Genomic DNA, 21,842 nt, shown 5'->3' with positions numbered 1-21,842 from the left:
CAGTCCATGACGCTGGATCCGAAGCTCCTGGAAATCCTGGCCTGCCCTGAGGACAAGGGCGCCCTGCTCTGGTTCGAAGGCGAGGACGCCCTCTACAACCCGAGGCTGCGCCGTCGCTACGCGGTCCGGGACGGCATCCCCGTGATGCTCGTGGACGAGGCCGAGACGGTCGACGACGCCGAGCACGGGCGCCTCCTGGCCCTGGCGGAGTCCGAGGGGATCCGGCCCACCTTCGGCGACTGACCCGGGGGATACAGCACCGTGGAACGCCTGGCCGGCCGGCTGCAGCACTACGACTGGGGCTCGTCGACCGCCCTGGCGGACCTCAGGGGCGTGGAGCCATCCGGTCTACCCGAGGCCGAGCTCTGGTTCGGAGCCCACCGGGCGAGGTCCTCCGAGGTGGTGGATGGCCGGGCCCCGGAAGGGGTCGACCTGCCCGACGTGGCCTACCTGCCATACCTGGTCAAGCTGCTCGCCGCCGACCGGCCGCTCTCCCTGCAGGTACACCCGGATGCCATGGCAGCCGCCGACGGCTACCGGCGCGAGGAGGAGGCCGGCATCGGTCGTGGCGACGCCACCCGGTCGTTCCCCGACCCGGGACCCAAGCCCGAACTGCTCTGTGCCGTCACCCGTTTCGAGGCCCTCTGCGGATTCCGGCCCGTCCCCGAGGCCCGGGAGGTTGCCGGGGCCCTCGGCGTGGCCGACCACATCCTGACCCTGCTGGATGATCGGGAGCCGGAGGCCTGGCGGCACGTCGTGGGTGCCGTGCTGACCGGAGACCGGGCCACCGACCGTGGTCGCGACGTCTACCGGTTCGTGGATGCGGCCCGGAGGGTGCTCGAAGGCCAAGGGCCGGCCGCCGCCGGGGCACCTGGGGTCCGGTCCGCCGATGTCGCAGGTGCCGATCTCCCGGCAGCCGAGGTCCAGGCCGCCGAGGTCGTCTGCCGGTTGGCGGACCGGTACCCGGGAGATCCGGCGCTCCTGCTGGTTCCGATGATGCGCAGGTGTGTGCTGCAGCCGGGGGAGGCGATGTACGTGGGACCCGGAGTCCTCCACGCCTACCTGGGAGGGGTGGCCCTCGAGGTCATGACACCGTGCGACAACGTGGTCAGGGGAGGCTTCACCTCCAAGCACGTCGATCCGGACGCCCTCGTGGCCCTGCTGGGTCCCGGGGATGCCCCGATCGTGCAGCGGGCCGTCGACGGCGTGCACCCGTACGAGGTTCCGGTGGACGACTTCGCCGTGTGGCGGATCGCCGGGCGGGCCGAGGTCGACGTGGACGTGGCAGGGGCCGGGGCCGGCGAGCGGCGGGGTCCCGACGTGGTGGTGGCCGTAGCCGGCCGCACGGTGGTCGGAGGCGACCTGCTGTTGGCGCCGGGCGAGGCCGCCCTGGTCCCGGTCGCCGACGGGGCCTACCGGATCTCGGTCGACGGGATCGCCCACCGGGTCTCGGTGGGAGGCTGACCGCCGGGCCCCGACGTGTCCGACCGGTAGCATTGACGGTCCGCGGCTGCCCGAACGGCGTCAGACGACCCCAGCCCCGGTACCCGGAGCCACGCCTCCGGGGCCAATAGCCACATCCCGCACGGGTAGCAAACAGGAGTCGTCATGACCAGTTCCACCAACTTCCCACCCCTCGCCGACGACCACCGGGTCGCCGACATCGCGCTGTACGAGTTCGGTCGCAACGAGATCCGCCTGGCCGAGCACGAGATGCCCGGCCTGATGGCCCTGCGGGCCGAGTTCGCCGACGAGCAGCCCCTGGCCGGTGCCCGGATCAGCGGCTCGCTCCACATGACCGTCCAGACGGCAGTCCTGGTCGAGACGCTGACCATCCTCGGAGCCGAGGTGAGGTGGGCCAGCTGCAACATCTTCTCCACACAGGACCACGCTGCCGCAGCCGTCGTCTGTGGTCCTGACGGATCGCCGGACGACCTGCGGGGCGTGCCCGTCTACGCCTGGAAGGGCGAGACGCTGGAGGACTACTGGTGGGCCACGCGGAAGATCCTGGAATGGCCCGGAGGCGGAGGACCAAACCTAATCCTGGACGACGGCGGCGACGCCACCATGCTGGTCCACAAGGGCGTCGAGTACGAGGCGGCCGGTGCCGTGCCTGATCCGACCGACGACGACCCCGAGGAGTGGCAGGTGGTCCTGGCCACGCTGGCTGCCTCGCTGGACGACGACCCGGAGCGGTGGACCCGGATCGCTGCCGGCATCCGGGGCGTGTCCGAGGAGACGACCACCGGGGTCCACCGCCTCTACCAGATGCTGGAGGCCGGTGAGCTGCTGTTCCCGGCGATCAACGTCAACGACGCGGTCACCAAGTCGAAGTTCGACAACCTCTACGGCGTCCGCCACTCGCTCATCGACGGCATCAACCGGGGCACCGACGTGATGATCGGCGGGAAGACGGCCGTGGTGTGCGGCTTCGGCGACGTGGGCAAGGGCTGCGCCGAGTCGCTGCGCGGCCAGGGGGCCCGCGTGATCGTCACCGAGGTCGACCCGATCTGCGCCCTCCAGGCGGTCATGCAGGGCTACGAGGTGAACACGCTGGAGAGGGTCCTCGGAGAGGCCGACATCTTCGTCACGGCCACCGGGTGCAGTGACATCATCACCGCCGAGCACATGGGGCGGATGAAGCACCAGGCCATCGTCGGCAACATCGGGCACTTCGACAACGAGATCGACATGGCCGGCCTGCAGCGCATGTCCGACGTCCAGCGGGTCAACATCAAGCCCCAGGTGGACGAGTTCGTCTTCCCCGACGGGCACTCGGTGATCATGCTGTCGGAGGGTCGCCTGCTGAACCTGGGCAACGCCACCGGCCACCCCAGCTTCGTCATGTCGGCCAGCTTCTCGAACCAGGTCCTGGCCCAGATCGAACTCCACGCCCGCGCCGAGGACTACGGGATCGCAGTCGTGACCCTGCCCAAGTCGTTGGACGAGAAGGTGGCCAGGCTCCACCTGGATGCCCTAGGTGTGCACCTCACCGAGCTCTCGGACGACCAGGCCGACTACCTGGGCGTGCCCGTAGAGGGTCCGTTCAAGCCCGACCACTACAGGTACTGAGCACAGGCACCTGCTACAGGTATCGACCACCACCGCCGACTTCATCCGCGGTCCCGGCGGGCATCTGGCAGCACGGGTTACGGGCCCGTCGGCGCCGGTCCTATGATCCCTCCCCGTGCGGAGAACGGTGATCGGGGTGGTCGGGGGAAGCGGAGCCGGCAAGACCACGCTCGTCTGGGGCCTGGCGGATCGGCTGGGCGCCGACGTCTCGGTCCTCTGGTTCGACGAGTACTACCACGACCTGGTCCACCTGACCCCCGACGAACGTGCGCTGGTCAACTACGACCATCCGGACTCACTGGACGTCGACCTGCTGGTCAGCCACCTGGACGGCCTGCTGGCCGGTCGGCCGGCGGAGGTCCCGGTGTACGACTTCACCACCCACACCCGGACCGGTACGACCCGACGGGTCGACCCCAGACCGGTGATTGTGGTCGACGGCATCCTCGTGCTGGCGTTTCCGGTCATTCGGGAACGCCTGGACGTATCGGTCTTCGTGGAGGCACCGGCAGAGGTGCGCCTGGCCCGCCGGCTGGACCGCGACGTAAGGGAGCGCGGCCGGACACCGGAGAGCGTGCGTACGCAGTTCGCTGCAACGGTGGCGCCCATGCACGATGCGTTCGTGTCGCCGTGCCGGGACCTCGCAGACCTGACGCTCGACGGCCAGGGCGACCTGGTGGCGAACCTGGGCCTGATCGTCGACCGGCTGGATGCCGTCTCGGTGGCCTCCGGAGGCCTGGTCTGAGGCGTGCCCCCGGGGGTGCCCCGAGCGGCGTTCGGGGACCGAGTCGGTGCGTTGCGTGGTGGTGGCGGCCACCTCGGAGCCGGACGGGTGGTCAGGTCGCGGCAGACGGGCCCACCGCTAGGGTCGCGCCGTGGACGAGCCCGTCGAGACACCCGACGCCGAGGTGCGTGACGCCCTCCCGGATGACCTCGACGCCCGTGGCCTCGTCGGGCCGTACGTGTTCCCCGACAACGACCGACGCCGGATCCCCGGAGCGATCTACCTGGTGCTGGCCGCCACGACCGCGGTCGTGGCGATCCTCGCCGAGGGTTCGCCGTTGGTCGACGGTGGCCTGTACGTCGGAGCCGCCGGGCTGGCGCTGCTGGGGGCCTATCACCTCCAGGCGGGCTGGAGCCTCGGCACCGACGAGGCCGACGCCCTGGTGGCCGCTGTCCGCGAGGTCGGCTTCCCGGTGGGCCACGCCTCGGCGCAGATGGCGTGGCGGGGGCTTCGGAGCCGACCGACGTGGCGGGTGCTGGTGTATTCGAACGAGTCGCCGCCGGAGCGCCGGGGCCTCGTGTTCGTCGACGGCGTAGACGGGTCGGTTGTGGCCTCCTACACCGAGGTGAACCCCGAGGACTGGGCAACCGGGGCGTGAACGACCACGTGCTGGGCACCACCTACCCGGCTCTACTGACCACCGGGCGGCCACTGGTACGCTGGAGGGTCGGAAACCAGATCCCCCGGATGGCCCGAACGCCCGGTCGGCTGCCACCAGGAGCGGGATCCACTTCTACTGGAGAGTGACCACCACCATGCTCGACGGAAACTGGCGTGACGTCGTAGATCGGGGATTGACCCCGATCGGCCGAAGCCTCCAGCGAACCGGAATCTCCGCCGACGTCGTGACCGTCGTCGGCATAGCGATGGCCACCGCGGCCGCCGTGTCAATCGGCCTGGGCTACCTGAGGCTCGGCTTCCTGCTGCTGGTGCTGACCGGCATCCCCGATGCACTGGACGGCGCGGTGGCAAAGGCGGCGGGTACCTCGTCGCAGCGCGGTGCCTACTTCGACTCGGTGGCCGACCGGCTGACCGACGCGCTCCTGTTCGGCGGCGTGGCATGGCACCTGGCAAGCGTCCGGACCGACCACATGATGATGCTGCCGGTGGGAATCATGGCCACCGCGATGTTCATCTCGTACCAGCGGGCGAAGGCCGAATCGTTGGGCTACGACGCCAAGGGCGGCCTCATGGAACGCGCCGAGAGGTTCATCGTCCTGGCCTTCGGCCTGCTGTTCTCCGAGATCCTCGTGCCGGTCCTCTGGGTGATGTTGGTGCTCAGCCTGTTCACCGCGGGCCAGCGCTTCGTGAAGGTGTGGCGCCAGGCCAGTGCCGACCGGGAAGCGCCCTTGAGTCCTCGTGTCGAACGCCGTCGACAGGTCCGCTCCATGCGTCGATCGGGTCGCCGCCAGCGCCACGGGTCGTGGCGTCCCACGTCGCGCCCTTGACCGTCGCGTCAGAGGCCACCGCGCTCCCGGACGTCGGCCACCTGGACGCCGGTCTCCTGTACAGGTCATGAAGACGCCGCGGATCGTCAACGCCTACCGCCTGGCCGCCCGGCTGTCCCAGGTCGTGCCCGCCCGTCCTGGTGCCCTGGTGGCGCGGACCATCGGACGGCTCGTCGGGTACATGGACGGCGACCGTCGGCGGATCGTGGAACGGACCCTTCGCAGGTCAAGCCCGGTCGACCTGGACGCCGCCGAGATGAGGCGCAGCGTCGACGCAGTGTTCGTCTCGTACGCCGACTACTACTTCCACAGCTTCCGGCTCCCGGCGATGACGCCCGACCAGGTCATCGCCGGCTTCACCGAAGAGGGCTACGAGTTGATCGCCGAGGCCCGGGAGGCTGGCAACGGCGTGATCATGGCCATGCCACACCTGGGGAGCTGGGAGTGGGCGGCCCACTGGCTGACCCTTCGGCACCAGGTGCCCGTCGGCTGCGTGGTCGAGGCGCTCGAGCCGCCCGAGCTGTTCGAGTGGTACCGCGGCCTGCGGGCCTCGCTGGGCATGAAGGTGGTCGGCCTGGGTCCCAGCGCCGGCACCGAGACCATGGCGATGCTGCGCGAGAACCGCGCCGTCTGCCTACCCAGCGACCGCCATGTCGGGGGGGCCGGCGTCGAGGTCGAGTTCTTCGGAGAGCGGACCACGCTGCCTGCCGGTCCGGCCACCCTCGCCCTGCGGACCGGTGCCGTCCTGCTGCCGATTGCCGTCTACGACCACCCCGGCGGCTGCCACGGCGTGGTCAGGCCAGCCGTGCCAGCCGTCCGGGAGGGGCGCCTCCGCGACGACGTGGCCCGGGTGACCCGACTGCTGGCCGCCGAACTGGAGGTGCTCATCTCGCGTGCACCAGAGCAGTGGCACCTCCTGCAGCCCAACTGGCCCACAGATCGGGAACATGCCGCACCGGACGACGCGGCGGCAGCCGGTGGATCCCCGGCAGGCACGGGTGGTCTCAGCGGGGGAGCAGCCGGGGACCACGACTAGCGTCGGTCGACATGAGGATCGGCCTCATCTGCCCGTACAGCCTGACCATCCCCGGAGGCGTCCAGGGCCAGGTCCTGGGCCTCGCCCGGATGCTGCGGTCCTCAGGCCATCCCACCCGGGTACTGGGCCCCTGCGACGGCCCGCCGCCCGATGCAGGCGTCACCCCCTTGGGCAACAGCCTCCCGACGGCCGCCAACGGCTCAATGGCCCCGATCGCCCCGGACGTCCCGTGTGCCCTGCGGACCATCCGCGCCCTGCGCGACGAGGAGTTCGACGTCATCCACCTCCACGAACCGCTGGCTCCAGGCCCCACGACGACGGCACTGTTCCTGGCCGCCGCTCCCATGGTGGGGACGTTCCACGCCGCCGGTGGCAGCCTGGCCTACGACGTCCTGAACCGTGGGGTGCGGTGGCTGAACCGCCGCCTGGACCGGTCGTTCGCGGTCTCGGACGACGCGGCTGCCATGGCTGCCGAATCCCTGGGCGGTGAATACGAGATCCTCTTCAACGGTGTAGAGGTGCGGCGGAGTCGCCTGGTGGTGCCGTGGCCGACAGAGGGACCGACGGTCTTCTTCATTGGACGCCACGAGCCGCGCAAGGGCCTCACGGTGCTGCTCGACGCCATGTCACACCTGCCGGCCCACGTACGACTCTGGGTGGCCGGTGACGGTCCGGAGACCGAGGCCCTGCGGGCAAGGGTGGCGGGCGACGCCCGGATCACCTGGCTGGGGCGCATCTCCGACGAGGAGCGCGCCGCCCGGATCCGCGGAGCAGACGTGTTCTGTGCGCCCTCGCTGCGGGGCGAGTCCTTCGGCGTGGTGCTCCTGGAGGGCATGGCCTGCGACACGCCAGTGGTGGCCAGCGACATCCCGGGCTATTCGAAGGTGGCCCGGGGCGGAGAGGACGCGCTGCTCGTACCCCCGGACGACGCTGCTGCTCTCGGCACCGCCATCGACAAGGTCCTCCGGAATCCCGACCTCTCCGCCCGCCTCGTGGCAAGCGGTCGGATCCGTGCCGAGCAGTTCTCGATGCGTCGCCTCGCCGACCGGTACCTCGAGGCCTACGCGGACGTCATGGCCTGATCCGGCCGGCGTTGACCAGGCCGATGGTGGGCAGACCGGCGTTGACCAGGCCGATGGTGGGCATGGCCGGTGGGCCCCGTGTCGGCCGATGGTGGGCGTAACATGCAGGCCGTCCACCCGGATCGCCACCAGCGGTGATCGCACACCAGCGAGTCGTCACGAGGCCGTTGCCCATGTCTCCTCTCCGTAGCGCCGTCACCCTCCCCGCGGTCGTCGTCGGCGTGGTCACGCTGCTGGTCGCTCTGCTAGTCGGTCTGGGCCTGCCGATAGCCGTCGCGGCGGGCATACTCCTCACCGTGTCCTTCGCCCGGGTCACGGGTCGTCGCGCCCTGCGGGTCCTCCGGCGGAGCCTGAAGGCCCGTCCGGCCCTCGTCGGGGAGTTCCCGCGGCTGCACAACACCGTCGGCGGCCTCTGCCTCACCCACGGCATCCAGCCTCCGGAGCTCTTCGTCATCGACTCGCCCGCCGGCAACGCCGCGGCCATGGCCGGACCCGACGGCGCATCGATCGTCCTGACCACCGGTGCGGCCGACCGCCTCGGCCTCGTCGAGCTCGAGGCGCTGGTGGCCCACCTCCTGGTTCGTTGCACAGACGACCACCTCCGGGGCGAGACGACAGCGGCTGCCATGGGCCGCCTCGCCGGGGTCCGGCTGGTCGCCTCCGCCTCCGTCGGGCCCGACCGGGTGATGCAGGCCGACCTGGACGGCGCAGAGTGGACGCGCTTCCCGCCGGGGATGCAGACGGCCCTACGGGGCCTGGCGGACCTGGGGACCGAGGTGGACGCTTCCGTATCGACCTCCCGGCTCTGGCTGCTCCAACCCGACGGACGAACCGACGTCCAGACGACGTCGCATCCGACGGTCGAGGTCCGCGTGGCCGCCCTGGGGGAGTGCTGACGCCGTGATGGTCGGGCGCCGCTTCCTGGGTATCTCCGTGCTGGGCCTGGCCCTGTCCGCCACCGGATGCGGTGGTGGCGAACAGGCCGCCCCCGTGCCGACCCTGGGGACGCTCGCCCCGGCGACGACCGCCACCGTTGCGCCGACCACGACCGAAGCAGCGGTGGTGGCCGACACGGTGGCCGAGGACGGCGGAGCGACGGTCGAGGTCGACACGACCACCAGCATCGGCGTGGCGACCACCACAACGATCATCGGGTGGGCCGGGCCGGTCCACCCGCTGACCGGCCTGCCGGCCGTCGACGGGAACGTCGACCGACCGGCCCTGGTCGTCAAGGTCGGCAACAACGACTCGAAGTCACTGCCCCAGGTCGGGCTGGAGGACGCCGACGTCGTCTACGAGGCCCACATCGAGAACGGGGTCACCCGGTTCCTGGCCGTGTTCCACAGCGAGGTCCCAGTGCGGGTCGGCCTGGTCCGCTCGGCCCGGTCCAGCGACATCGACCTCATCGGCAACCTGAACCGCCCGCTCTTCGCCTACTGGGGGAGCAACGAGGGGGTGGGCGCCGAGGTGGAGCAGGCCATCGGCCTCGGGACGTTCGTGGGCCTGACCACCAACGGCCTGGGCCAGCACCTCTTCTTCAGGGACGCCAGCCGTGGCGAGTCGCCGTACAACGGCTTCCTGGACGCGGCGGCCGCCGCGTCGGCTGCCACCGGATCGGCACCCGACCCGATCTTCGCCTTCGGTGGCCTGCCGGCATCGGCGGTGCCGACCCGTGGAGTTCGCTGGATCGCACCCCGCCGTGACATCGACTGGGTGTGGGACCACGTCTCGGCACGGTGGCTCAGGTTCCACCGCGGGGTACCGCTCGTGGACGCCGATGGCTTCCAGCTGGCGGCCGACAACGTGCTGATCCTGTACGTGGACTACCGAACGTCGGACGCAGACCTGTTGTCGCCTCAGGTGATCTCCACCGGCTCCGGCGACGGCTGGCTGCTGCGGGACGGCACGGTCACCGGAGTGACCTGGAGTCGGCCGTTCCTGGCCGACGGCTGGGCGCTGGCCGATGACGACACGGGTTCACCGGTGTACCTCCACCCCGGTCGTACGTGGGTGGCCCTGGCCCGCCTGGGAGAGGGAGTCATCCTCGACCCATCCCAGGTGGCCGAGCTCACGGGCTGACGCCACGAGGCGACTACCGCCCGATCCGGCGGGGTAGTCGGCCCGATCCCTGTCCTAGACTGCGCGCCATGAGCGAAGTGACGAGAGCAACCGGGACCCAGCTGGTGAAGCGGGGCCTGGCCGAGATGCTCAAGGGCGGCGTGATCATGGACGTCGTGGATCCGACCCAGGCGAAGATCGCCGAGGACGCCGGAGCCACCGCCGTGATGGCGCTTGAGCGGGTGCCCTCAGACATCCGCCGGGATGGTGGCGTGGCCCGCATGTCCGACCCCGAGATGATCCTCGGCATCCAGGAGGCAGTCACAGTCCCCGTGATGGCCAAGGCCCGCATCGGCCACTTCGCCGAGGCCCAGGTCCTGCAGGCCCTCGACGTCGACTATGTCGACGAGAGCGAGGTGCTCACGCCGGCCGACGAGGCGCACCACATCGACAAGTGGGCGTTTGACGTGCCGTTCGTGTGCGGCGCCACAAACCTGGGTGAGGCCCTTCGGCGCATCTCCGAGGGCGCATGCCTGATCCGCTCCAAGGGTGAGGCGGGGACCGGCAACATCGTGGAGGCCGTCCGACACCTCCGCTCCATCATCGGTGACATCCGCAGGATCACCCAGGCCGACCAGGCCGAGCTCTTCGACTGGGCGAAGCGCCTCCAGGCGCCGCTGCCACTGGTCCAGGAGATCGCCGAGACCGGTGAGCTCCCTGTGCCGATGTTCTGCGCGGGAGGGATTGCCACGCCTGCCGACGCCTCCCTGGTCATGCAGCTGGGAGCCCAGGCGGTGTTCGTGGGATCGGGCATCTTCAAGAGCGACGACCCGGCACCGCGGGCCCGTGCCATCGTGGAAGCCGTCACCAACTTCGGCGATCCGGCGATGGTGGCAAAGGTGAGCCGTGGCCTGGGCGACGCCATGCCCGGCCTGGAGATCGGTTCGCTGGAGGCCCGGCTGGCCGACCGGGGCTGGTAGGGCCCGCTCCGCATGAAGGTCGGCGTGCTCGCCCTCCAGGGGGCGTTCGCCCGGCACTCCGAGGTCCTGACCGGCCTCGGAGCGGTGCCTCTCGAGGTGCGTACCCCCGGGGACCTTGACGCCGTCGACGCCATGGTCGTTCCGGGTGGTGAGTCCACCACCATGTCCATGCTGCTGGACTCGTCGGGCCTGCGACCGTCCCTGGCCGAGCGCCTGGCCGACGGCCTCCCGGTGCTGGGGACCTGTGCCGGGATGATCCTCCTGGCCGTCCGGGTGACCGACGGCCGCGACGACCAGCGCTCGTTCGGCGCGATCGACATCGACGTCCGGCGCAACGGCTACGGCCGCCAGGTCGACTCGTTCGAGGACCAGCTATCGGTCACGGGCCTGGACGGTCCGTTCCACGGCGTGTTCATACGGGCGCCGGTCGTGGAACGGGTCGGATCCGACGTCGAGGTGCTTGCCACAGTGGACGGGGTCCCGGTGCTATGCCGTGAGGGCGCCGTGCTGGTCTCGTCGTTCCACCCCGAGATGTCCGGCGACGGGCGCATCCACGAACGGTTCCTGGACCTGGCGTTCGGCGCCTGATCGTCGGAAACGATCCCAAGACACTCCAACCACCAGTCGAGACGAGAAGCACATGTCCGGCCATTCCAAGTGGGCGACCATCAAGCACAAGAAGGGCGCCGCCGACGCAAAGCGCGGCAAGCTCTTCGCCAAGCTCATAAAGCAGGTGGAGGTGGCGGCCCGACAGGGTGGCGGCGACCCCGACACCAACCCCACGCTGCGGACCATGTTCCAGAAGGCCCGGGACTCCTCGGTGCCGCTGGACACCATCGAGCGGGCGGTGAAGCGGGGCACCGGCGAGCTGGAGGGCGTCGACTACGAGTCGATCACCTACGAGGGCTACGCCCCACACGGTGTGGCCCTGTACATGGAGACGTTGACCGACAACCGCAACCGCACGGGGTCCGAGGTCCGGTCGCTGCTGTCCAAGAACGGGGGTTCGCTGGCCGAGCCCGGTTCGGTGGCCTGGCAGTTCGAGCGCAAGGGCGTGGTTCTGCTGGACGGGTCGGTCGACGAGGACGAGATCATGGTGGTGGCGCTGGACGCCGGCGCCGAGGACCTGGTGGACGAGGACGGGACGTGGCGCCTGACCTGTGAGGCCACCGACCTGCCGGGCGTCCGTGAGGCGCTCGAGACGGCCGAGGTCCCGTTCCTGAACGCCGACGTCACCATGCTGGCCACCACGACGGTGGCCATCGACACCGCCGAGCACGCCCGGGCCGTCCTCCGGCTCGTGGACCTGCTCGACGACAACGACGACATCCAGGACGTCCACGCCAACTTCGACATTCCTGCTGAGATCCTCGAGGCGCTGGACGGCTGAGGCGCTGCCGGGGTGACCGACCTCCGGGGCGACCACCGCTAGAGTCGTACACATGTTCGTTCTGGGTATCGACCCCGGCCTCACCCGGTGCGGCTACGGCGTCGTTTCGCGCAACGGCCGGAGGCTCCGCGCCGAGGCCGCCGGGGTGGTCCGGACCTCACCGGAGGCCGACGTGGCCCGTCGCCTCGCCGAGTTGCAGGGGGAGGTCCGGGCGCTGATCGAGGAGTACCGGCCCGACGAGGTGGCCATCGAGCGCGTGCTGTTCCAGGTGAACGTCGGCACGGCCATGCAGACCGGCCAGGCCTCCGGCGTGGTGATGGCCGAGGCCGCCGCCGCCGGTTGTGAGGTGGCCCTCTACTCGCCGAACGAGGTCAAGTCGGCGGTGGCCGGATGGGGAGGCGCAGACAAGGACCAGATGGAGCAGATGGTCCGTACCCAGCTAGGGATCTCCACGCCGCTACGTCCCGTGGACGCCGCCGACGCGGTGGCCGTGGCCCTCTGCCACCTTGCCGTGGTTCCGCCCGGCCGCCGGTCGAACCGGGGCGATCCCAGGGCGGTCGCCCGGTGATCGGCTCGCTGCGGGGTCGCCTCCTGGAGCGCTTCGACCCGGGCGAGGTCCTGGTCGAGGTGGCGGGCATCGGCTACCGGGTGGTGGTGACGCCGACCACGGCGGTCCGACTCGGCGATACCGGGAGCGAGGTCTTCCTGCACGTGCACCACCACATCAGGGAGGTCGACCAGACCCTCTACGGCTTCCTCGAGCGCGCCGAGCGGGCCTGCTTCGAGACGCTCCTCTCGGCCCACGGCGTCGGTCCGGCGCTGGCCCTGTCGGTACTCGGCGTGCACGGCCCCGTCGAGCTGGCCCGGGTCCTGGCCGACGACGACCTGGCTGCCCTGTGCCTGGTGCCGGGCGTAGGCAAGAAGACGGCCGCCCGCCTGCTCGTCGAGCTCAAGAACTCCCTCGACCTGCCCATCGACGGCGTTCCGGCATCCGACGACGATCCGCGGGCAGGTCGTTCCGCTGTCTCCGAGGTCCAGGAGGCCCTAGGTGGCCTCGGCTACACCAGCGACGAGGTCCGGGGCGTGCTGGTCGACCTCGGGGGCGACGACCCGGCGGTCCTGTTGCGCGAGGCGCTCCAGCGGCTGGCCAGGGCATAGGGGGGACCGACCATGCGCGAGGAGCTCCTGTCGGCAGACCTGGATCCCGACGTCGACGAGGTGGCGGTCGAGGTCGGGCTGCGACCACGCCGCCTCGACGAGTTCGTCGGCCAGGCGGAGTTGAAGGGTCACCTGCGGGTGATGCTGGAGGCGGCCCGGCGGCGGGGGCAGGCTGCCGACCACTTCCTGTTCGCCGGACCACCGGGGCTCGGCAAGACCACCCTGGCCCACATCGTGGCCGCCGAGATGGCTGCCGAGATGCACATCACCTCGGGCCCGGCGCTCGAGCGCTCCGGCGACCTGGCCGCCATCCTGACCAAGCTGGAGCCCGGTGACGTGCTGTTCATCGACGAGATCCACCGACTGGCCAGGGCAGTCGAGGAGGTGCTCTACCCGGCGATGGAGGACTTCGCCCTCGACATCATCCTGGGCAAGGGGCCGGCCGCCCGGTCGATCCGCCTCGAGCTCCCACCGTTCACGCTGGTGGGCGCGACCACGCGGACCGGCCTCATCACAGGGCCCCTGCGCGACCGGTTCGGGTTGACGACCCGGCTGGACTACTACGAGCCGGCCGACCTGCAGTCCATCGTCACGCGCGCCGCCGGGATCCTCAAGGTCGACCTAGACGAGGACGGGGCCGCCGAGATCGCCCGACGGTCCCGGGGCACGCCCCGCATCGGCAACCGCCTGCTCCGGCAGGTCAGGGACTTCGCCCAGGTGGAGCGCAGCGGCGTGGTGGACGGACCGGTGGCACGCGACGGCCTGGCCTTCTTCGGCGTGGACTCGCTGGGCTTGGACAAGCCCTCCCGGGAGATCCTCTCGGTCATGTGCAGGCGGTTCGACGGTGGGCCGGTGGGCCTCAAGACCCTGTCCATCAGCGTCAGCGAGCCAGAGGACACCGTCGAGGACGTGTACGAGCCGTTCCTCATCCAGCAGGGCCTGCTGCTCCGCACCCCGAAGGGCCGGGTGGCCACGCCCGCCGCCTTCGACCATCTGGGGATGGACCGGCCCGCCGCGGCTAACCGGGGGGCCGGCTCCCTGTTCGAGGGCTGACCGGACCCGCCGGGCCGAACTGGCTGCGCGGACCGAACGGCCTGAGCGGGCCCATCGTCGGCCGTAGGCTGGCCCGCGCATGGGCCCGGACGACTTCGCCTACCAACTTCCCGACGCGGCGATAGCCCAGGTGCCGTTGGAGGACCGTTCGTCGGCCCGCCTGCTCGACGCCCTGGGCGACGAGGTGGTGCACCGCACCGTCAGCGACCTGCCGTCAATTGTGGGACCCGGAGACGTGCTGGTCGTCAACGACACGAGGGTGCTGCCGGCCCGACTGAGGTTCCGGCGTGAGACCGGCGGAAGTGCCGAGGTGCTCCTCCTGCGTGCGCTGCAGGGCGACCACACCTGGGAGGCCCTGGTGCGGCCCAGTCGGAAGCTGTCCCACGGGACGACGCTGAGGGTGGACGACGGCTTCTCGGTGGAGGTCGGCAGGGACCTCGGCGAGGGCCGCCGACACGTCCGCCTTCAGGCCGACGGCCCGGTGCTGGAGGCCATCCACCGCTGTGGCGAGATGCCGCTACCGCCCTACCTGACGACGGTCCTCGACGACCCCGACCGGTACCAGACGGTCTACAGCCGTCGGTCGGCGTCTGCAGCCGCCCCGACCGCCGGCCTCCACCTGACCCACCAGGTGCTGGAGGCCTGCCGGGAGGCAGGAGCGCGTATCGGTTCCCTGGAGCTGGTGGTGGGCCTGGACACCTTCCGCCCGGTAACCGTGGACGACCTGGACGACCACAGGATGCACAGGGAGGACTACACGGTCCCCGAGGCCACCTTGGAGGCCTGCAGGGACGCCGACCGGGTCATCGCGGTCGGTACCACCACCGTCCGGGCCCTGGAGTCGGCGGCCCGCTTCGGACCGGATGGACGGACCGACCTGTTCATCCGTCCACCCTTCGAATTCATGGTGGTCGACGTGCTGCTGACGAACTTCCACCTGCCGCGCTCCAGCCTGCTGGTCATGCTCGAGGCCTTCGCCGGGTCCCGTTGGCGGGACCTCTACGAAACGGCGCTGGTCGACGGCTACCGCTTCCTGTCGTTCGGCGACGCCATGCTCGTAGCCAGGTCCGGTTCAGGCAGATCGGGGGAATGGTCGTGAGGCCACGCCATCAGGAGAGCCACGTCGGGGGGGCCAGGCCGTCATGAGAGCCACGTTCACCACCGGTGCCGTGGACGGCGGGGCCCGGACCGGTCGGGTTGAGACCCCCGGTGGGTCGTTCGCCACGCCGTGCTTCATGCCCGTCGGTACCCGGGGGGCGGTGCGCCACCTCTCCTCGACGGACCTGCTGGAGCTGGGCGTCGAGGTTGTGCTGGGCAACACGTACCACCTGATGCTGCGGCCCGGGGCCGATGTGGTCCGGGACCTGGGCGGGCTCGGGGCGTTCGCAGGCTGGGAGGGCCTTACGCTGACCGACAGCGGCGGCTACCAGATCTTCTCGTTGCAGCCGAAGGTCGACGATGCCGGGGCGACCTTCAGGTCGACCTACGACGGGTCCACCCACGTGCTCACCCCGGAGGGGGCGGCGTCGGTGCAGGCCGACCTGGGAGCCGACATCCAGATGGTCCTGGACGTGTGCCCTGCGCTGCCCGCCACCGACAGGATCCTGCGTGGGGCGGTCGAGAGGACGGCAACGTGGGCGGCCCGTGGACGTCGGGCATTCCTGGACCACCCGGACGCCGCCGAACGGCAGTGCCAGTTCGGCATCGTGCAGGGCGGGGTGGATCCGGTGCTGCGGGCCGAGAGCACGGAACGCACCCTGGCCCTGGAGTTCGACGGCTACGCCGTCGGGGGGATGAGCGTGGGGGAGACCCGCGACGAGATGCTGGAACCGCTGGCCGTCGTCACGTCCATGCTGCCGTCCGACCAGCCCCGGTACTTCATGGGGCTGGGGGACCCGGCGGGCCTGGTGGAGGTGGTGTCCAGGGGCATCGACATGTTCGACTGCGTGCTGCCGACCCGACACGCCCGCCACGGCACGGTGCTGACCACCGACGGGGGGCTTAACCTCCGGAACGCTCGGTATGCCACAGACGACCTACCGCTGGATCCGGAGTTCCCCGCCAGCCCGGCTACCAGGTGGTCCCGTGGCTACCTGCGGCACCTCCTGCTGACCGACGAGCCCACCGGTCGTCGTCTACTCACCCTCCACAACCTGGCCTGGCTGCTGGACTTCGTGGACCGGCTGAGGGCGGCGATCGACCAGGGCCGGTTCGAGTCCTTCCGGCTCGAGACGTTGGCCGTCTGGGGCTGACCGGTAAGGCCTAGGCTTCCCGGGTCCGGCGATCACGCCCGACCGGTCCCATGGTCGCTGACCGATTCCCTCCCAAGGGCCGATTTCCCCCAAAGGACGACTTCGAACCATGTCTGGCTTCATCCCGCTCATCCTCATCTTCGGGCTCATGTACGTACTGATGATCCGACCGCAGCAGAAGAAGGTGAAGGCGCAGCAGGCGCTCGTCGCCTCCGTCCAGGCGGGCGACGAGGTCGTCCTCAACTCCGGGATCTTCGGCGTGATCAAGGAGGTCGAGGATGACATCCTGTGGCTGGAGGTCTTCGAGGGCATCGAGTTGAAGGTTCTGCGCGGATCTGTCGACGGTCGCTTCAACGAGCCGACGGCCGACTCCGGCGACGATTCCGGCGACGATTCCGGCGAAGGCCCGATAGTGGGCTGAGCCCACCCACGCATTCGCCACCGGCCACAGCCATGCCACGTCGCCAACTCGTCTTCCTGATCGGGATCGTCGCGCTCACCGTCGCGGCCTCCGTCATGACGGTCGTCTGGCGCAACGAGCCGCTGCTCGGCCTGGACCTGCAGGGCGGCGTGTCGGTCCGACTGGCGGCGGTCGGCCCCGCCGACGAGGAGATGCTGGACCAGGCGGTCGAGATCATCCGCGACCGGGTCGACGGCCTGGGCGTGGCCGAGCCCGAGATCTCGCGTACCGAGACCGGTGTGATGGTGTCGCTGCCCGGCGTCGACGACCAGGAGCGGGCGCTCTCGCTGGTCGGCACCACGGCCGAACTGCGATTCCGGCCCGTCTGTCGCATGTACACCGACAGGGGAGCGTCCCGGCCGGCCTCCGGCACGGCGCCCGCGGCGCCCGCGTCGTGCCAGGCGGTGGCCACCGGTGGGGTGGTACCGGCCGTGGGACCCGCCGGCCTGACCCTTCCCGAGGACGACCGTCCCGAGGACTTCGTGGTGCTGGGACTGCGAGGCGACCCCACCGGCCAGCGCTACCTGCTCGGCCCCAGCCTCCTCACCGGCGAGGCGGTCAGCGACGCCGACGCCCTGTTCATCGACTACCAGTGGCAGGTCGGCCTGGAACTCCACGAGGGCCAGGTAGGCATCGACGGCTTCAACGCCATCGCCGCCCTCTGCTTCTCCGGCACCCCGGCGTGTCCCCGCCCGGACGGTGCCACCAACGGCCGCCTGGCCATCGTCCTGGACGGCCAGGTCGTGACCGCCCCGTCGATCCGGGCACCCGAGTTCCGTCGGGACGCCATCCTCATCTCCGGCGGCTTCGAGAAGCTCGAGGCCGACGACGTCTCCCTGGCGCTGCGCTACGGCGCCCTGCCCGTAGAGCTGGAACCGGAGAACATCCGGCTGGTGTCGGCCACGATCGGCGAGGACTCCCTGCGGGCCGGCGTCGTAGCGGGCCTCATCGGCCTCCTGCTGGTCGCCGTGTTCATAGTCGGCTACTACCGGATACTGGGCATGGTGGCGCTGGCCAGCCTGGCCATCTCCGGTGCCCTGCTCTGGTCGATCATCGCCCACCTGGGGACCCAGTCGGGGCTGGCACTCACCCTGGCCGGGGTGACGGGCATGGTCGTGGCCATAGGCGTGTCAGTCGACTCCAACGTCGTGTACTTCGAGCACCTCAAGGAAGACGTGCGGGACGGTCGGACCGCCCGCTCGTCGGTTGACCGGGCCTTCCCGATTGCCTACTCCACCATCGTCAAGGCCGACATGGCGTCGTTGATCGGCGCCGGCCTGCTCTGGTACCTCACCGTCGGAGCGGTGCGTGGCTTCGCCCTCTACCTCGGGTTGGCCACCATCCTGGACCTGGTCGCCACCTACTTCTTCATGGGACCGATGATCCGCCTGCTGTCCACCACCCGGTGGTTCGCCGAGCACCCCGAGCGCTTCGGTCTGCCGGCCAGCGGTGCCGTGCCGGCTCCGGCCGGCAGCCTCCGGAGGGCCGGGGCGTGAGCACGCTGGGTGGCCTCTACCGGGGCGAGTCGGCGGTGGACTTCCCGCGCCTGTGGCGTCGGGCCCTCATCGCCTCGACGGTGGCTGTGCTGATCGGCCTGGCGTCGTTCGGCGTGCGTGGGTTGAACCTGGGCCTGGACTTCGAGGGTGGCACCTCGTTCGAGGTGCGTGCACCGGGGACCAGCGTCGCCGACGCCCGTCGGGTGATGGAACGACTCGACGCCGCCGACGCCCGGATCCAGATCGTGGACGGCGAGCTGCTCCTCATCCGCTCCGACGTCGAGGACCCGACCCGTGCCGCCGAGATCCGTGATGTCCTCGTCGCCGAGCTGGGCCCGGTCGAGGCCTTCGAGCAGGTCGGACCCACCTGGGGCGACGAGGTGACCGACAAGGCCGTCCGTGCCCTGCTGGTGTTCTTCGTCGTCGTGGCGCTCTACATCGCCATGCGCCTGGAGTGGAAGATGGCCGTCGGCGCGATGGTCGCCGTGGCCCACGACATCGTGCTCAGCGTCGGGGTCTACTCCGTCCTGCAGTTCGAGATCACGCCGGCCACCGTCATCGCCTTCCTGACCATCATGGGCTACTCCCTCTACGACACGATCGTCGTGTACGACAAGGTCCGGGAGATCGTGGGACGCCTGGGTGCCACCGAGCGCTACACCTACACGGAGCTGATGAACCTGTCCCTGAACCGGGTGGCGATGCGGTCCATCAACACCAGCGTCACCTCGGCCATACCGGTGGTGTCGTTGCTCCTGATCGGATCGCTGGTCATGGGAGCCGCCACCCTGCAGGAGTTCGCGGTGGCCCTCCTGGTCGGCATCTTCGTCGGCTCGTATTCTTCGCTCTTCCTGGCGTCGGCCCTCGTGGCCTCCCTCAAGGAGCGCGAGGAGCGCTGGCGGCTGGTCGCGGACAAGGTCAGTGCCCGTGGCCTGGCCGACGGTCCCACGCGGGTCATCGGACGCCAGGAGGCGGCGGTCTCCGACTCCAGGGCGGCACCGCTCAGGAGCCCGACCGGTGGGCCGGCGAAGCGCCGACCGACGATTGCCCCGACCACCGCCGGCGGTGTGCCGCCACGGCCCCGCAAGAAGAAGAAGCGCTGACCGGCTGCTGACATTCAGGGGACGAACCGTGGCCGACTACCGTTGGGGGATGCGGGAGTCGGGCGAATGAGGCTGCCGTGCCCCACGTGGGCGGCGCTGGCTGTATGGGTGTCGTGGCTCCGATGAGCCTCGTAGACCACATGGACGACGTGGGTCCGATTGGCCACGCGGCCGGAGTGGGCCACCTGGATGACCTGGGCCGATCGGGGAGCGTGCCGTGCCGACGGTGACCCGGGTCCTCCCCTGGCGTCGCCGACCCAGGGCGACCGTCGCGGAGACCTCGGCGCTGCTCACCGAGTTCCGGAGTCGGCACCCGCGTGCCGACACGTCCCTCATAGAACGGGCGTATGCGGTGGCCCTGGTTGCCCACGTCGGACAGACCAGGAAGTCGGGCGAGCCGTACATCAACCATCCGATGTCGGTGGCCACCATCGTTGCCCGCCAGGGGTTGGACGACGTCACGGTCGCGGCCGCCCTGCTCCACGACGCCGTGGAGGACACGTCGGTCAGCCTCGAAGACCTGGAGCGGGACTTCGGGTCGGACGTCCGCCTCATCGTCGACGGGGTGACCAAACTGGATCGGCTCCACTTCGACACCAGGGAGGAGCAGCAGGCGGCCAGCATGCGCAAGATGCTGGTGGCGCTCTCCAAGGACCTCCGTGTCCTGATCATCAAGCTGGCCGACCGCCTCCACAACATGCGCACCCTGGCCGCCCTTCCGGAGCACAAGCAGCAGCGGGTGGCCCAGGAGACCATCGACATCTACGCCCCGTTGGCCAACCGCCTGGGCATGCAGGAGGTCAAGGACCAGCTGCAGGACCTGGCCCTGGCAACGCTGCATCCGAAGAGGTACAGCCAGATCGACCAGATGGTCGAGGACCGTTCGCCGGAGCGCGACCTCTACCTGGCGCAGTTGATCGGCGAGGTGGAGGGCCGTCTCGCCGAGCTGGGCATCGCCGGCAAGGTGGCCGGCCGTCCGAAGCAGCTCTGGAGCATCTACGAGAAGATGATCGTGAAGGGGCGGTCCTTCGACGAGATCCACGACCTGGTCGGGGTGCGTGTGATCGTGGACAGCGTCCGGGACTGCTATGCCGCCCTGGGCACGATCCACGCCAGCTGGAAGCCGGTTCAGGGCCGGTTCAAGGACTACGTGGCCATGCCCAAGTTCAACCTCTACCAGTCGTTGCACACGACGGTCGTGGGCCCGCAGGGCAAGCAGGTGGAGTTCCAGGTCCGTACGGTCGAGATGGACGTCCGGGCCGAGTACGGGGTGGCGGCCCACTGGGACTACAAGGCCCAGTCGCCATCGGACGAGATGGCGTGGCTGGGACGCATCGTGGAGTGGCAGGCCGAGACCGAGGATCCCGGCACGTTCATGGCCAACCTCAAGACCGACCTCGAGCTGGACGAGGTCTACGTCTTCACCCCGAACGGAGAGGTGATCACCCTGCCCATCGGTGCCACGCCCGTGGACCTCGCCTACGCCATCCACACCGACGTCGGGCACACCTGCGTGGGTGCCAAGGTGGGCGGTCGTCTCGTCCCCCTGGAGACGCACCTCACCACTGGTGACACCGTCGAGATCGTCACCTCCAAGCAGCCCGGTGCAGGACCCAGCCGGGACTGGCTGCAGTTCGTGGCCACTCACCGGGCGTCCAGCAAGATCAAGCACTGGTACTCGCGGGAGCGACGGTCGGATGCCATCGATGCCGGATACGAGGCGCTCAGCACCGAGCTCCGCCGGGCCAGGCTTCCCGTCCGCGATGTGCTGGCCGGCCCCGAGCTGGCCGAGGTGGCGGCCTCGATGAACTACCACGACCCGGACACCCTGTACGCCGCGGTGGGCGAGCACCACGTCTCGGCCCGGGCCGTCGTGGGGAGGGTCGTCAAGGCGCTGGAGGAACTCGAGCCCGATGCCGAGGTCGAAGCGGAGATCGTCCGGTCCCGACGTCCGCGCCGCGACACCGGCACCGTGGGCGTCCACGTCGAGGGACTCGACGACATGATGGTGCGGCTGTCGAGATGCTGTACGCCGGTGCCACCGGACGAGATCATGGGCTTCGTGACCCGGGGTCGGGGCGTATCGGTCCACCGCTCCGACTGTGCCAACGCCGTGTCGTTGACAGCCGACCAGGCCGACCGGCTGATCGACGTGGACTGGGACAAGGACTCGTCGGGCCACTTCGTGGTGTCGGTGGAGATCAAGGCGCTGGACCGACCCCGACTGCTGCGGGACATATTCGGGGTGCTGGCCGACAACCACGTGAACGTGCTAGCGACGAGCACGGTGACCAGTGGAGTCGACCAGGTGGCCACCATGCGCTTCGAGTTCGAGATCGGCGACCCCACACACCTGGAGGCGATGTTGCGCCTGCTGCGCGAGGTGGACTCCGTCTACGACGTCCACCGGGTGGTGCCCGGCGGCGGTGGCGACTGAGGGCCGCCCGACGGGGTGGGCGATCGCCCATCC

The 21,842-nt window shown here is 70.1% G+C and carries 22 protein-coding genes and 1 pseudogene; 22 read left to right on the top strand and 1 reads right to left on the bottom strand.

What is annotated here, in order from left to right:
- Positions 1 to 6: 6 nt before the first annotated feature.
- The 8 genes from MK177_03635 (at position 7) to MK177_03600 (ending at position 7,422) form a co-directional block, all read left to right on the top strand.
- Positions 7 to 243, top strand: coding sequence for a Trm112 family protein (locus MK177_03635; GenBank protein ID MCH2426408.1), 237 nt, complete (start codon positions 7 to 9; stop codon positions 241 to 243).
- Between the two features lie 18 nt (positions 244 to 261).
- The gene (locus tag MK177_03630) at positions 262 to 1,464 is read left to right on the top strand and encodes a class I mannose-6-phosphate isomerase (GenBank protein MCH2426407.1); all 1,203 of its coding nucleotides are present in this window, start codon (positions 262 to 264) and stop codon (positions 1,462 to 1,464) included.
- Between the two features lie 144 nt (positions 1,465 to 1,608).
- Positions 1,609 to 3,072: an adenosylhomocysteinase gene (gene ahcY, locus MK177_03625; GenBank protein ID MCH2426406.1), complete on the top strand. Its 1,464-nt coding sequence runs from the start codon at positions 1,609 to 1,611 to the stop codon at positions 3,070 to 3,072.
- 115 nt (positions 3,073 to 3,187) lie between these two features.
- Positions 3,188 to 3,817, top strand: coding sequence for a uridine kinase (gene udk / locus MK177_03620; protein ID MCH2426405.1), 630 nt, complete (start codon positions 3,188 to 3,190; stop codon positions 3,815 to 3,817).
- A gap of 130 nt (positions 3,818 to 3,947) precedes the next feature.
- On the top strand, positions 3,948 to 4,454 hold the full coding sequence (locus tag MK177_03615) for a hypothetical protein (GenBank protein ID MCH2426404.1): 507 nt from the start codon (positions 3,948 to 3,950) through the stop codon (positions 4,452 to 4,454).
- A gap of 157 nt (positions 4,455 to 4,611) precedes the next feature.
- Positions 4,612 to 5,304: a CDP-alcohol phosphatidyltransferase family protein gene (locus MK177_03610; protein MCH2426403.1), complete on the top strand. Its 693-nt coding sequence runs from the start codon at positions 4,612 to 4,614 to the stop codon at positions 5,302 to 5,304.
- Positions 5,305 to 5,371: 67 nt separating this feature from the next.
- Positions 5,372 to 6,340: a phosphatidylinositol mannoside acyltransferase gene (locus tag MK177_03605; GenBank protein ID MCH2426402.1), complete on the top strand. Its 969-nt coding sequence runs from the start codon at positions 5,372 to 5,374 to the stop codon at positions 6,338 to 6,340.
- Positions 6,341 to 6,351: 11 nt separating this feature from the next.
- Positions 6,352 to 7,422 (top strand): glycosyltransferase family 4 protein, encoded by a 1,071-nt coding sequence (locus tag MK177_03600; protein MCH2426401.1) that lies wholly within the window; start codon positions 6,352 to 6,354, stop codon positions 7,420 to 7,422.
- Here the strand turns inward: MK177_03600 and MK177_03595 are convergent.
- Entirely contained in the window at positions 7,412 to 7,597 is a 186-nt protein-coding gene (locus MK177_03595; GenBank protein ID MCH2426400.1) for a hypothetical protein, read from the bottom strand. The genes MK177_03600 and MK177_03595 overlap by 11 nt on opposite strands.
- On the opposite strand from MK177_03595, the gene MK177_03590 reads away from it, so the two are divergent.
- From MK177_03590 to MK177_03525, 14 genes and pseudogenes are all read left to right on the top strand, one after another.
- The gene (locus MK177_03590; protein ID MCH2426399.1) at positions 7,596 to 8,318 is read left to right on the top strand and encodes a hypothetical protein; all 723 of its coding nucleotides are present in this window, start codon (positions 7,596 to 7,598) and stop codon (positions 8,316 to 8,318) included. The two genes, MK177_03595 and MK177_03590, sit on opposite strands and share 2 nt — an antisense overlap.
- Before the next feature lie 7 nt (positions 8,319 to 8,325).
- Positions 8,326 to 9,501, top strand: a complete 1,176-nt coding sequence (locus MK177_03585) for a DUF3048 domain-containing protein (GenBank protein ID MCH2426398.1) — start codon at positions 8,326 to 8,328, stop codon at positions 9,499 to 9,501.
- Positions 9,502 to 9,569: 68 nt separating this feature from the next.
- Positions 9,570 to 10,460 carry a pyridoxal 5'-phosphate synthase lyase subunit PdxS gene (gene pdxS, locus MK177_03580; GenBank protein MCH2426397.1) on the top strand — a complete coding sequence of 297 codons (891 nt, stop codon included), beginning with the start codon at positions 9,570 to 9,572 and terminating at the stop codon, positions 10,458 to 10,460.
- A gap of 12 nt (positions 10,461 to 10,472) precedes the next feature.
- Positions 10,473 to 11,048, top strand: coding sequence for a pyridoxal 5'-phosphate synthase glutaminase subunit PdxT (gene pdxT / locus MK177_03575; protein MCH2426396.1), 576 nt, complete (start codon positions 10,473 to 10,475; stop codon positions 11,046 to 11,048).
- A gap of 52 nt (positions 11,049 to 11,100) precedes the next feature.
- Complete coding sequence (locus MK177_03570; GenBank protein ID MCH2426395.1) at positions 11,101 to 11,850, top strand: YebC/PmpR family DNA-binding transcriptional regulator; 750 nt, start codon at positions 11,101 to 11,103, stop codon at positions 11,848 to 11,850.
- A 52-nt stretch (positions 11,851 to 11,902) separates the two neighbouring features.
- A pseudogene (locus MK177_03565) lies at positions 11,903 to 12,301 on the top strand (crossover junction endodeoxyribonuclease RuvC).
- A 176-nt stretch (positions 12,302 to 12,477) separates the two neighbouring features.
- Positions 12,478 to 13,008: a Holliday junction branch migration protein RuvA gene (locus tag MK177_03560; protein MCH2426394.1), complete on the top strand. Its 531-nt coding sequence runs from the start codon at positions 12,478 to 12,480 to the stop codon at positions 13,006 to 13,008.
- Between the two features lie 12 nt (positions 13,009 to 13,020).
- Entirely contained in the window at positions 13,021 to 14,061 is a 1,041-nt protein-coding gene (gene ruvB, locus MK177_03555; GenBank protein MCH2426393.1) for a Holliday junction branch migration DNA helicase RuvB, read from the top strand.
- Positions 14,062 to 14,140: 79 nt separating this feature from the next.
- A complete protein-coding gene (gene queA / locus MK177_03550) occupies positions 14,141 to 15,160 on the top strand; it encodes a tRNA preQ1(34) S-adenosylmethionine ribosyltransferase-isomerase QueA (GenBank protein ID MCH2426392.1) in 1,020 nt (339 codons plus the stop codon).
- A 43-nt stretch (positions 15,161 to 15,203) separates the two neighbouring features.
- Positions 15,204 to 16,313, top strand: coding sequence for a tRNA guanosine(34) transglycosylase Tgt (gene tgt / locus MK177_03545; protein ID MCH2426391.1), 1,110 nt, complete (start codon positions 15,204 to 15,206; stop codon positions 16,311 to 16,313).
- Positions 16,314 to 16,422: 109 nt separating this feature from the next.
- Positions 16,423 to 16,734, top strand: a complete 312-nt coding sequence (yajC, locus tag MK177_03540; GenBank protein MCH2426390.1) for a preprotein translocase subunit YajC — start codon at positions 16,423 to 16,425, stop codon at positions 16,732 to 16,734.
- A 32-nt stretch (positions 16,735 to 16,766) separates the two neighbouring features.
- Complete coding sequence (gene secD / locus MK177_03535; protein ID MCH2426389.1) at positions 16,767 to 18,269, top strand: protein translocase subunit SecD; 1,503 nt, start codon at positions 16,767 to 16,769, stop codon at positions 18,267 to 18,269.
- Positions 18,266 to 19,372 (top strand): protein translocase subunit SecF, encoded by a 1,107-nt coding sequence (gene secF, locus MK177_03530; GenBank protein MCH2426388.1) that lies wholly within the window; start codon positions 18,266 to 18,268, stop codon positions 19,370 to 19,372. Before secD ends, secF begins: the two co-directional genes overlap by 4 nt.
- A gap of 217 nt (positions 19,373 to 19,589) precedes the next feature.
- Positions 19,590 to 21,809, top strand: a complete 2,220-nt coding sequence (locus tag MK177_03525) for a bifunctional (p)ppGpp synthetase/guanosine-3',5'-bis(diphosphate) 3'-pyrophosphohydrolase (protein MCH2426387.1) — start codon at positions 19,590 to 19,592, stop codon at positions 21,807 to 21,809.
- The last annotated feature ends 33 nt before the right edge of the window (positions 21,810 to 21,842 follow it).

Source organism: Acidimicrobiales bacterium (assembly GCA_022452145.1).
Taxonomy (GTDB): domain Bacteria; phylum Actinomycetota; class Acidimicrobiia; order Acidimicrobiales; family MedAcidi-G1; genus UBA9410.
The sequence above is the reverse complement of the archived record's forward strand: the minus strand, read 5'-3'. Positions and strand labels throughout refer to the sequence as shown.